Consider the following 11597-nt stretch of genomic DNA (forward strand, 5'->3'; position numbering starts at 1 on the left):
TTACCTCTTCCCGGTGATCAGGTACTCGACGTCCCGCCAGAACTTGTCGAAGGACGGCGAGTTCTGCCGCGCCAGGTGGAGTTCGAAAAGGGCCGCCAGACTGGTCTGGTGTTTCTTCGGGTTGTACGACTGGTGGTCCGTCCGATGGTTGGTCAGCCACTCTTTGCACCCCCTGATCCGCTCCGGATCGTCAGGGGGCCGCAGATCCGCCCGAAGGCTCGTACATCCTCGGAGAGATTTCGCGGCGGCCAGGAACCACGCCTCGAACTCCCGGTTGGCCAGCACCACGGCTATGGGGACATCCGGTCTCGCCGCACATGCCCGGGACAGCAGCTGGGGGCCAAGGTCTGCCGGGCAGTCATCGTCCGCATCGAGCAGCACTAAGACGCCCGTCACGCCCTCGACGTCCGAGATCAGGCGGTCGACCGCGTCCTCGATGCCTCTGGGAGCCACCAGGGAGTTCCGGTTCACGCGGCGAGGTGCGGGCAGGTCGGCCCACCGATGCGGGGCGATCTCCGTCACAAGCCTGCGCAGAAGCACCGGCAACGCCTGCACTTCCCCATGCCCTTCAACGATGGTGGCAATACGGATCGACGTCACTGCTGCGGTCCCTGCCCGCCGTCGACTGAGGCCGCAGGGCGGAGATGTCCCTGCCGATGCATGTCGGCCAGGTGGGAGGGAGTCTTGAGCAGATTTCGCTGAGTGTGGTCGCTGAGTTCGCCGATCCTGGTCACGCCGTCCACCATCTCGACGATCCGAAGGAGTGAGGGATGCACCTCTTCTGTGTCCAGCAGATCCGAACTCTGCGTCGTCACGATCACCTGAGTCCTGATCGAGGTCTCTTTGATCGCATCGAATAGGCCCGCGACCCTCGCGGGATGGATGGCGATCTCCGGCTCCTCGATTGCCACCAGCGGGATCGCGCCCGTCAAGGCATCTGGCTGGAAAAGAGCCGCGAGCACACCCGTCCCCCGAACGGTGCCTTCGGAAAGCTGCTCGGACTGGAACACCTCGACGTAGGGGTCTCCAGAATGAACCGCATTGGAGTTGACCGCGTTCCAGAACGGTAGGACCGGGTCACCGGTCCAGAACCGCGCCTGGATCGTCGCGTAGTCGCCCTGGAGCCGCTGATCCACACCCAGTAGCGACGGGATCAGCCAGCGCATGAAACCGTCCAGGGACTCCTTGAACGACGGATGCTGGGCGGCGAGGAGTCCCAGCACCTGCCCCAGGTGTTCACCCCGCTCGCCGAGCTGTGTCCGTCGGAGGCGAGTGTCGTCCAGTCCCCGCAGGACATCGGTCTCCAACTCGTAGAATCGCATCGCGAGCAGCGCCCGCAACAGCTCGTCGTATGGCGCCAGCCGGCCGACGACAGGCAACAGGAGCTCCTTCGGATGGAGCCGCGCCCCAGGAATGCCTCCCTTCACGTCGCGTTTCCGTTTGCTGGACAGATCCGTGGAGAAGGAGGCATCCTCGCCCGGAAGCCGCAGCGAACAGCTCTCCCGGAGAACCAGATGCGTGAATTCATCCGTCGGGTCCCGGCCGATGCACACCTCGTACGTCGCCCGCCCGCCGTCAGGTCGCAGTGCCAGCTCAAGAGCGATCAGGAAGGAGTCCGCGATCTCCTTCCCGCCTGATTCACCCGCCGTTCCGACCCTTCGGAGAACCGACTCCAGCCCACCCCGTTCAGCGATCGCGTGGGCTGGCGAGTAGGCCAGCGCGTCACGGACGAACCGGATCGCGTCAAGGAAGTTCGACTTCCCCGATGCGTTGAACCCGGCCAGCACGGTGAGCGGCCCAAGCCGCACATCACACTCGGCAAGGGAACGGAACCCCTGTACCCGAACCCGGGAGATGAAAGGAGGCGCCTGATCATCAGTGCTGGTCATGAAACATCTATCCCTCGCCCACTGGCCGTGGACACATCGAACTCCCCGGTCACAGCAGCCGTGATCAATGCTTGACGCCTCTCTGCGAGCAAGCTTACCTGCCGCCTAACAGCATCCACCAAACGGTCAATGCGTTGATTCTGATTGCGTATATTCTCAACGATTTCACGCTGTTCAACAATTACAGGAAAGGGAATCCGAAGCATCTGCAGATCTGGGACGTAAATGGTCTTGTGGGTCGACCCCATAGCCAGGCGCCCTAGGAGATCCTGCCTCATTGCACGTAGGCTCCACAGCAGAAAATAAGGGTCCAGACGGGGCCCGCAAGTCCAGGTCACGAAATCCTGACTGGTTGCCATATCCGTTCCCATAACTGCCGAGTATCCGGCGGACGCCGTACGGCAGAGCACCACAGTTCCGGCGGGATGAAGCTCGGCTGCGCTGTTCGCGAGACCCAATTCACTGATCTTCTCACGAGTTTCAGTGATGACCTCCTGTCGGTCATCCCGGACTTGCTGCACCTCTCCGGTCGTGATCCAGGGGAGCGTTAGGTTCGTCCACCACTCCGGACGTGACCTGCTCGGAGTGTGTCCACTCCCCATCCGGGCCAGAAGCCCAAGCCGAACCTCCTGCCACGACATGGGAAGACTATCGACCCATGCCAACGTAGAATCGCGGCGCTCGACGTAGTGAGCGCCAGTGACGTAGGCGACGATGCCTGCTTCGCGTCGTTCCAAAACCTTTGACTCGACTCCTCTGTGTGCTGCAATCAGTCCGTCGAGGCAGGCTGTCTCGGCGTCGAGGAAGTCCGCGATGCGTCGCTGCTCCTCCAACGGGGGCTGCCTGAAAGTTAGAGCGCGGACGCGTTCGGCACTCAGGTGATAGATGTTCGCGCCAGAGGCAATAGATGCAAAGGTTCCGGAAGCGAAGGACGAACGAGCCCACCATTCGAGATATCTGGCATCAACTCCCTCGCGGGGGCGAAGGCGGATCAGGGTGTTCTGGAAGCAGACTGGTCCATTCAATTCACCACCCCAGACGGCTGACGCTCCTACCGTGCCGAGACTGCCGCTTCCTTCCGTCACAAGGACATCGCCTGGCCGAAGACTGAAGATCTTCTGCTCGCTGGGCGTGAAGTTCATTGCCTGAACATCACTCAGGTCGAGTGCACCATCCTTCACATTCGCCGCGCGCAGATAAGGCACCATATGCGGCCCTTCTGCGTGTTGCGGGGAACGCTGACGGCCGAGCGCTATTTCAGCGGCAGCTCGAAGCGTTGTAATCCGAACGCTCAACTTGTCACCTCGCCCAGAAGATCCTGAATCTCGGCCTCAAGGGACTTCAGTTCCGCGTCGATCTCTGCGAGTGGGCGCGGCGGTTTGTAGATGTAGAAGTGGCGGGTGAAGGGGATTTCGTAGCCGGTTTTGGTTTTGGTGTGGTCGATCCAGGCGTCGGGGACGTGGGGCAGGACCTCGCGCCGTAGGTACTCCTCGACGTCCTCGTCCAGTGGGACGTTCTCGTAGTCGCGCAGTTCCGGGTCGGGCTCAGGGTCGCCCTTCTTCATCTGCACCTCACCCTCAGGGTCGCGTACGCCTATGGCATCGCGGAGGGCGACCAGGAACGGCTGTGTGGACGGCCAGAGCACGCCGGACGAGGCCATCGCCTCACGTACCGACGCGAAAGCGGTGAGCTTCTTGTCCCAGCGCTGCCCGAGGAGCGGCTTGAGCACCTCCACCAGGAGGTCGGCGTCCACCTGCCGCCCGAGCGCCTTGGAGTCGCGTACGGCCGCGAGGGTCGCGTCGGTGACCTCGAAGCGGAGCTTCAGCGGGCGTTCGACGGTGATCCGGTGGTAGCCGAAGTCCTGGTTCTGGAAGACCTTGACCTTGCCGTGCAGCGGGTGCTCGGAATCGGCTGCTACCTGGAGCGCTTCGCCGTACAGCCGGGTCAGCTCGCCGATGTGGTCCTTGGTGAGGTACTTGCGCTTGTCGCCGAGGGACTTGCGCATCTTGGCCCAGTAGTCACGCGCGTCCAGCAGGACGACCTTGCCCTTGTGGTCCTCGTCCTTCCGGTTGGTGAGGATCCAGAAGTACGTCGAGATGCCGGTGTTGTAGAAGAGCTGGTCGGGCAGTGCGACGACCGCTTCGAGCCAGTCGCTCTCCAGGATCCACTGGCGGATCTTCGACTCGCCCGACTCGGCGGCACCGGTGAAGAGGGGCGAGCCGTTGAAGACGATGGCGATGCGGCTGCCGCCCTTCTCCACGTCCTTCATCTTGGAGATCATGTGCTGGAGGAACAGCAGCGAGCCGTCGTTGATCCTGGGCAGGCCCGCCCCGAAGCGGCCGCTCTCCCCGAGCTGGTCGTGCTCCCTCTCCACCTCGTCCTTGACCTTCTTCCACTCGACCCCGAACGGCGGGTTGGCGAGCATGTAGTCGAAGGTGGCGCTCCGGTGTCCGTCGTCGCTGAAGGAGTTGCCGAACTTGATGTTCTCCGGGTTCTGCCCCTTGATCATCAGGTCGGAACGGCAGATGGCCCAGGACTCCGGGTTGAGCTCCTGTCCGAAGACGTGGACCGTCGCGTCGGGGTTGCGGTCGCGGATGTGCTCCTCGGCGGCGGTGAGCATGCCGCCCGTACCGCAGGCGGGGTCGAGCACTGTGCGCGAGACGCCAGGGACGACCAGCGCGTCATCGTCCGGGGCGAGCAGCAGGTTGACCATCAGCTCGATGACCTCGCGCGGGGTGAAGTGCTCACCGGCCGTCTCGTTGGACTGCTCCGCGAAGCGGCGGATCAGGTCTTCGAAGGCGTAGCCCATGTCGTGGTTGGAGACCACCACCACGGGCGCGCCCCGCTCGTCGGTGACCACGTCGCCGTCGTCGTCCCGCTCCACGGGCCGCAGATCCAGGTCGGCGAACCGTCCCACCACCTTGTACAGCAGGTTCGCGGCGTCCAGCTTCTTGATCTGCTGGGCGAACTCGTACTTCTCCATCACCTCCTGCGCGTTGGGCGAGAACGCGCCGATGTAGGCGAGCAGGTGCTTGGCCACCTGGCCCGAGTCACCCGAGATCGCCTTCAGCGTGTACGTGCTGATGTTGTAGAAGCTGTGGCCTGCGGCCTTGCGAAGGAAACGGTCCATGTCGATGTCCCGGCCGGAGAGCCGCTCGACCTCGGTGAGCACCTTGTCCCGCGTCGGCGCCAGGACGCATTCGAGGCGGCGCAGCACGGTGAACGGCAAGATGACCTTGCCGTAGTCGGCCTGCTTGTAGTCGCCTCGCAGCAGATCGGCGACCGACCATGCGTGGTTCACGAGTTCGGCGACCTTGTCGTGGTTCAACGGTTTCCTTCCGAAGGCTCTGGGGGTTGGTCGCTGGGCGGTGAGCACCTGGTCTCACCCTGTCATTCTTCGGGCGGGAGCACCGCCCCGCTGGTAAGTCCCACATCGTGTTGACGGGCGGTCTCCGCGGCCAGCCGCACGGCGAGGTCGGCCGCCCGTCGCAACGCGACCATCCTGCGGAACGCCTTGCCGTACCGGCGTTGCTCGTCCAGCGGGAGGAGCGGCACCCGCAACCGCCGCGCGTCGACCCGCGTGATCGTGCTGCCGCTGGCGTTGCTGTTCAGGTTGTCCTCGGCCGACAGGAATCCCGCGAGGAACCATGGATCGAGCCGGTCCAGGTCCGGGCGGAACAGATGGAGGTGCGGGCCGAGGAGCGCGCCGGCATCGCCTTGGTCGGCCACCCGGGCCGTGCTGGGGCCGCCGTGCACCATCTCGGGGAGCAGGACGTCTCCGCGCCGGATCTCCACTACTTCGCCGAAATGACTCGCCGGAACAGTGCCGGAGGCCGCTCGACTCGCGGTCACGTCACCGGCCGTCAGAACCGGCGTGTCATCGTGCTCCGAGGACGCGCCATGCCCGGGAGGCTGCCTGTCACGTATGGACCTCGCCCGGTGCAGGTCGATCGCGCCGCCGCGCACGAGGTCGGCCACCGTCGCCGTGCGCCAGGTGGCGGGCTTGGCGCCGGCGGGCTTCCAGTCCTCTCCCTGGCTCAGCAGGGCTAGGGCGTCGATCGCGCGCCGAAGCCGCAGCCGGGTGGAGCGGGCGTTCTCGGCCTGCCAGTCCGGCTCTCCGGCGACGGGCCCGGTCCGGACGTGACGGCTCGGACTCAGGTCGACCGCTTCGTCGACCAGCTCAAGGACGGGCACGGCACGCGCCACACCAGGAGTTCCGGTGAAGCCCTCGGGCTCCTCGACGTACCCGCGCCACTGCTGGAGAACGGTGCCGAAAAGGCCGTCTTGATTCTCGCCGGACAGCTCGTCCGATGCCGTGTCGACGAACAGCACCGACGACGCCTCCCCCTTGTCCCCTGCCGGTCGCTGGAGGATCCAGAGGTGAAGCCCGACATGGAGTGGCGGCGCCGTCCCGGGCGGCAGCGAGGCGACCGCGCGCACCGCTCCCCGTCGTACGAGCTCGGCACGGATCTTCCGTCCCCCCGGCCGTTCGGCCACCGCGGGGGGCAGCAGGATGACCGCCGTCCTGCCCGGATCCAGATGGGCGAGGCAGTGCTGGACCCAGGCCAGCTCGGACTCCCCCTTCGAGGGCACGCCGTACGCCCACCGCGGGTCGTACCCCAGCGCGTCATGGCCCCACTCGCGATCGGCGTACGGCGGGTTGCACAGCACGGCGTCCACGGTCAGCCCGGGAAAGGCGTCGTCCCGCAGGCTGTCGCCCGAACGCACCTGGATCTCGGCTTCAGGGGTGAGGACGCTGAGGCGGATCGCCGCTTGATCGGCCTGCAGTGCGGCGACATCCTGCCCGAACAGGTGCGCCGCGCCGCGCCGGCTCGCGGCGGCCAGCAGTCCTCCCGTTCCGCAGGCGGGGTCGAAGACGCTCGCCGGGTACGGCCGCTCCGCGATGAGCGCCGCCATCAGGTCCGCTACCTGCTCGGGCGTGCTGTACAGGCCGCGTACGCCGGTGTCCGCCGGTTGCCACTCATGGAGCAGTTCGAGCGTTTCCACGGCACCGATCGCGCTCATCGACCGGAGGACCGCCCGTAACCCGGGCGATGTGAAAGCCGTGAACCGATCGTGCCCCGTGCCACGCCGACCGGCGGCCTGTTCTCGCACGGCCTGCCGTACTCGTCGCAGGAAATCCTCGTCGGGAAGATCGTCGAGTTCCCCACGCTCGGCGGCGTCCATCCGCAGCGCGGCACGCACTACGGCGGGGACGCCCTCTGTGACGACGTCACGGGGTAGTTTGCGCAGTTCGGCCCTCAGCTCGTCCAGCGGCGACGCCTCCGGGAGCTGGTTGCGAGCGGCCAGCCAGGACTCCACGGCCTCTCGGTCGTAGGTGGGGCTGGCCTCTGTGCCCCCGCTCGGCTGCGGGAAGTCGGGGTGGCGCCGCCGCCAGTTGCTGACCGTCGCGCGCGTCACCCCCGCCAGACGGGAGATCTCCGCGGCCGTCAGCTGTTCGGAACGGTGTTCTACCACTTCGTCCTGCCAACGCTCGGGGGGCTTGTGGGCAAGCTCCACTGTATACACACCGCCAACAGTTGCATAGTGATTGACAGTGCTTTCACTCCATGCTCTCCTAGAGATGCTTTCAGGGTCGTAACTCTAGCGACGCCTGCCGCCTCATGTGGTGAGAACCGCCCCGCCACCACAGGGCGTCCGTCAGCAGCACCGCGAGCAAGAGCACCTAGACCCTTCCCCACCGGCCGTGCCCCGAGGCACGGCCCTCTTCCCTGTGGAGCCGGCCATGGCTGAAAAGCGCGTTGTCACGCTGTACCACCTGCTCGACGTCGAGCCCACCCTCGACGGGCTGTTCGACGCACTCGACGGAAAGCTCCTCGACGAGCGCACGTTCGCCCCGCTCTTCCCCGACTTTCCCGGGGACGCGGTCGCCTACCTGGTACGCGGGCACTTCATGATCCCCAAGGTCGAATGGTCATCGGACCTGTCCCAGCTCGTCGGCGAGGACACCCCGCTCGACGCGAAGAACCCCGCCGCGCTCCTCCTCGTCGCGCTCGACGGCCAGGTCTTCGCCATCGGGTTCGGCCACGGCTTCCGCCTCGTTCCGGACGAGCTGAAGGACCCCGACTTCGGGCTGCGGTTCGCGATCCGCGCCATCGACCCCGACCGCGTACGCGACATCGTCCGCCGGTCGACGGTGCGCCAGGGCCGTCAGGACGCCACCCTCGTCCCGTCCGGCCTGCCCATCGACAGCGTCGGCGTCCGGCGGCACGCCGAGATCGTCCGCAAGCTCGGGGGAAGGCTTCACCCCGAGGTCCTCGGGCTGGAGGACGGCGACTCCATCACCGTCGATGGTTCCGCCGCCGGGCTTCGCCTGCCCATCCCGCTGGACAACGCCAAGCTCGTCGCCCTTCTGCAGCAGATCATCAAGGTGTGTGAGATGGAAGTGCACCCGAGCTTCGCCTTCATCGAGGCGATCAAGCCGGTGCGGGACGCCGCCGTCATCAGCCGCCTCGACGCCATGCTCGACGAAGGGCTGCGCGGGAAGACCGAGGTTCCCCTCGCCCTGGCCGTACCGGTCGACCTGGCCGCGAAGCTCGACGAGACCGTCTCGTACAACATCAAGATCGGTTCGGCGTGGGTCCGGGGCAGGCGGAGCCTGGAGACAGAGGACATCCTGAACCGCTGCCGCGTCCTCAACGGGACCGCCCCCACGGCGGCGCTGCGCGCGGGCCGCATCGAACTGTCCGACGGCGGCGACGGCGCCGGGACGATCGGAGGCGCCATCGCCATCCGCTGGCTGGAGGCACACATGGCCATCGATGCCCGCCAGTTCTTCCTGATCGACGGCGAATGGCATGAGAGCGGCGCCGACTACCTCAACGGCATTCGCGAACAGGTCGACCAGCTCATCACCACGGTCTCCTCGACGGTCCTGCCGCCGTGGCGGAAGGGCGAGCACGAGAAGGCCTACAACCTGCGGGTCCAGCACGAGCTGGGGCGGGCTTCGTACCTTTGCCTGGACCGCAAGGGGGTCCGGACCGCACTCCACCGCCACCAGGGCGTCGAGGTCTGCGACCTCCTCGGTCCCGAGGACGAGCTCATCTGCGTCAAGCCGGCGAGCGGCTCGGACTCCCTGAGCCATCTGTTCAACCAGGCACTCGTCGCCGTCGAGACTCTCCTCAACCAGGCCGACGCGCGGCAGCGCTTCAGCGAAGTCGTCACCGAGGCCAGCGGTGGTGGCCGGAGCGTTCCCCTGAGCTACCGGCCCAGGAAGGTGGTCTTCGCGATCCACATGAAGACGGGCCGGAAGCTCACTCCCGCGACCCTCTTCCCCTTCTCCCAGGTCGCACTCGTCCACATGGCCGCCACGCTCAAGTCGCTCTACGGGGTGGAGGTGGAGGTCATCGGCATCCCCGCGGAGTAGCGTCCTTTCGGCACACTCACCGAAGGAGACCGGCTGCCTTCGTCGCCCGAGAACGCGTCGAGCGCACGTACTATGCGGATGCGCCCGGTTGGGACCGCCGACATCCTGATCCCCCTCGACCGGCACCAGGTGGTATACGGCACCTTGATCTGAGGACAAACCCCCAATAGCTCCCATGGATCCCGCCGAGCGTCCTAAGCGAGCCGAGCAGAGAGGGACGGATGATATGGAGCTGAGTGACGAACCGAAGACCGCGGCCCGGCGCGAGGCCGCGTCGCCCGTCGCGGTGTTGCTGGTGGAGGACGACGAGGTGATCCGCAGGACGGTGGGCATGACGCTGGAGCGCTACGGGTACCGCGTCTCCACCGCCGGTGACGGCCTGAGCGGCCTGGAGTCCTTCCAGGACGGCGGGCATGATCTGCTGCTGCTGGACGTCATGCTGCCTTTCCTGGACGGGATCGGCCTGTGCCGTAAGGTCAGGGAAACCAGCATGGTGCCGATCCTGATGATGTCGGCGCGGGGCGACGCCCTGGACGTGGTGTCGGGCCTGGAGGCGGGCGCGGACGACTACGTCGTCAAGCCGGTCGACATGCCCGTGCTGGTGGCCAGGATCCGCTCCCTGCTGCGGCGGGCCACCTTCACCCCGCAACCGGAATCCACCGTCGGCGTCGAGGGCGGCGGCACGTCCACGCTCACCTTCGGGGATCTGACCATCGACAGCGGCTCCCTTGAGGTGTGGCGGGCCGGACGGCCCGTCGCGCTGGCGCCCACCGAGCTGCGGCTGCTCCTTGAGTTCACCGCCCACCCCGGGCTCGTGCTGGACCGCCGGACGCTGCTGCGCGACGTGTGGGACTACGGCTGGGACGGCGACAGCCGCGTGGTGGACCTGTGCGTGCAGCGGTTGCGGAAGAAGATCGGCGCCGAGCGCATAGAGACGGTGCGCGGCTTCGGATACAAGCTGCGACGTTCGTGAATCCGGCCTCCCTGCGGTGGAAGATCGCCGTACTGGTCGCCATGGCGTCCTGCTCGGTCGCGGCCGTGGTCGGGGTGCTGGTGCATCGGGCGACCTTCGACCGGTCGCTCCGCATCGGTGAGGACAGGGCGGTGCTGGCCGTGACGCAGGCGGCGGACGAATACCTGCGCACCGGCACGGCGACGAGCGACGCGCTGAGGGATCCGGCCGAGCTTCCTGAGGGGTTGCGGCAACGGCTCACGTCCGCCGAGACGGTCACCTGGTACAGCGAGGAACGGCCTGACCAGCCCTGGATGTGGGCAGCCAGACCGGTGGGAGACCACGTGGTCACCGCCAAGATCGACATGGGGACGGAGCTGAGGAGCCTGCGGGCCCTCGACCGGAACATGGTGAAGGCCGCGCTGGCCGCGCTCGCCGTCGTCGTGCCCGTGTCGGCGCTCGCCGCCGAGCTGCCGAACCGGCGGCTGCGCCGGGTGGCCGCCACGGCACGGCTGATCGCGGACGGGGACCTGAACGCCCGTACCGAGGCGGGCGGCAGTGACGAGATCACCGGCATCTCGGCGGCCGTCGACTCGATGGCGGCGACCTTGCAGCGGAGGCTGCTCGCCGAACAGCGTTTCACCGCCGACGTCGCCCACGATCTGCGCACCCCCCTGATGGGGCTCCTCACCGCGACCGGGCTGCTGCCCGATGGCGAGGCGACCGACCTGGTTCGCGACCGGGTCGGCGTGCTGCGGTCATTGGTCGAGGACCTGCTGGAGATCTCCCGCCTGGACGCGGGGGCCGAGCAGGCCGAGCGCTCCCCCGTGCCGCTCGGTGACCTCGTCTCCGAGTCGCTGCGCCGCCTCGATCTCACCGCCCGATTGACGGTGGAGGGCGACCCCGTGGCCGACACCGACCCTCGCCGCCTGGACCGGATCATCGCCAACCTCGTCGCCAACGCGCACCGGCATGGCCGGCCTCCGGTGGAGGTCCGCGTGAGCGGCCGTACGATCGTGATCCGCGATCACGGGCCGGGCTTTCCCGATGACCTGCTGGCCGAGGGGCCGCGACGCTTCCGCACCGGCAGAGCCGAACGCGGCCAGGGCCACGGTCTGGGCCTGGCCATCGCTCTCGGCCAGGCCCAGGTGATAGGCGCCGAGCTCGTCTTCGCCAACGCCCCGGACGGCGGCGCGATCGTCACGATCCTCCTCCCAGGCTGACATACGCGCCCGGCCTCACGGGCTGACATACGGGCCGGACCTCCCGGGCTGGCATACGCGCCCGGACATCCCTGGGCTCATCGCCCCATCACCCACTATGAGGCGGCGCTCCTTCAAGGATTCCCCGAGGACTATCTCTGGTGCGG

At 66.9% G+C, this 11597-nt stretch carries 8 protein-coding genes; 3 read left to right on the forward strand and 5 right to left on the reverse strand.

Annotated features, from left to right (window positions below; translation table 11 throughout):
• The 5 genes from AB0B89_RS17835 to AB0B89_RS17855 all read right to left on the reverse strand — a co-directional run bounded on the left by AB0B89_RS17835 (position 1) and on the right by AB0B89_RS17855 (position 7409).
• Positions 1-600 carry a DUF4276 family protein gene (locus AB0B89_RS17835; protein ID WP_358553587.1) on the reverse strand — a complete coding sequence of 200 codons (600 nt, stop codon included), beginning with the start codon at positions 598-600 and terminating at the stop codon, positions 1-3.
• A complete protein-coding gene (locus AB0B89_RS17840; protein ID WP_358553589.1) occupies positions 597-1889 on the reverse strand; it encodes an AAA family ATPase in 1293 nt (430 codons plus the stop codon). Before AB0B89_RS17840 ends, AB0B89_RS17835 begins: the two co-directional genes overlap by 4 nt.
• Positions 1886-3184: a restriction endonuclease subunit S gene (locus AB0B89_RS17845; protein ID WP_358553591.1), complete on the reverse strand. Its 1299-nt coding sequence runs from the start codon at positions 3182-3184 to the stop codon at positions 1886-1888. Before AB0B89_RS17845 ends, AB0B89_RS17840 begins: the two co-directional genes overlap by 4 nt.
• Positions 3181-5217 (reverse strand): class I SAM-dependent DNA methyltransferase, encoded by a 2037-nt coding sequence (locus AB0B89_RS17850; RefSeq protein ID WP_358553593.1) that lies wholly within the window; start codon positions 5215-5217, stop codon positions 3181-3183. Before AB0B89_RS17850 ends, AB0B89_RS17845 begins: the two co-directional genes overlap by 4 nt.
• A gap of 62 nt (positions 5218-5279) precedes the next feature.
• On the reverse strand, positions 5280-7409 hold the full coding sequence (locus AB0B89_RS17855) for an N-6 DNA methylase (RefSeq protein ID WP_358553595.1): 2130 nt from the start codon (positions 7407-7409) through the stop codon (positions 5280-5282).
• A 226-nt stretch (positions 7410-7635) separates the two neighbouring features.
• Between AB0B89_RS17855 and AB0B89_RS17860 the strand changes: the two genes are divergently transcribed.
• From AB0B89_RS17860 to AB0B89_RS17870, 3 genes are all read left to right on the forward strand, one after another.
• Positions 7636-9276: a DUF6119 family protein gene (locus AB0B89_RS17860; RefSeq protein ID WP_358553597.1), complete on the forward strand. Its 1641-nt coding sequence runs from the start codon at positions 7636-7638 to the stop codon at positions 9274-9276.
• A gap of 226 nt (positions 9277-9502) precedes the next feature.
• The gene (gene cseB / locus AB0B89_RS17865; protein ID WP_358553599.1) at positions 9503-10249 is read left to right on the forward strand and encodes a two-component system response regulator CseB; all 747 of its coding nucleotides are present in this window, start codon (positions 9503-9505) and stop codon (positions 10247-10249) included.
• On the forward strand, positions 10246-11451 hold the full coding sequence (locus AB0B89_RS17870; RefSeq protein ID WP_358553601.1) for a HAMP domain-containing sensor histidine kinase: 1206 nt from the start codon (positions 10246-10248) through the stop codon (positions 11449-11451). Before cseB ends, AB0B89_RS17870 begins: the two co-directional genes overlap by 4 nt.
• The last annotated feature ends 146 nt before the right edge of the window (positions 11452-11597 follow it).

The organism is Sphaerisporangium sp. NPDC049002, from assembly GCF_040649355.1.
Lineage (GTDB): Bacteria > Actinomycetota > Actinomycetes > Streptosporangiales > Streptosporangiaceae > Sphaerisporangium.

Excerpts from the sequence above, each read along its gene's own strand:
- AB0B89_RS17840 (WP_358553589.1), bottom strand. The coding sequence starts at position 1,889 with ATGACCAGCACTGATGATCAGGCGCCTCCTTTCATCTCCCGGGTTCGG.
- AB0B89_RS17860 (WP_358553597.1), top strand. The coding sequence starts at position 7,636 with ATGGCTGAAAAGCGCGTTGTCACGCTGTACCACCTGCTCGACGTCGAG.
- cseB (WP_358553599.1), top strand. The coding sequence starts at position 9,503 with ATGGAGCTGAGTGACGAACCGAAGACCGCGGCCCGGCGCGAGGCCGCG.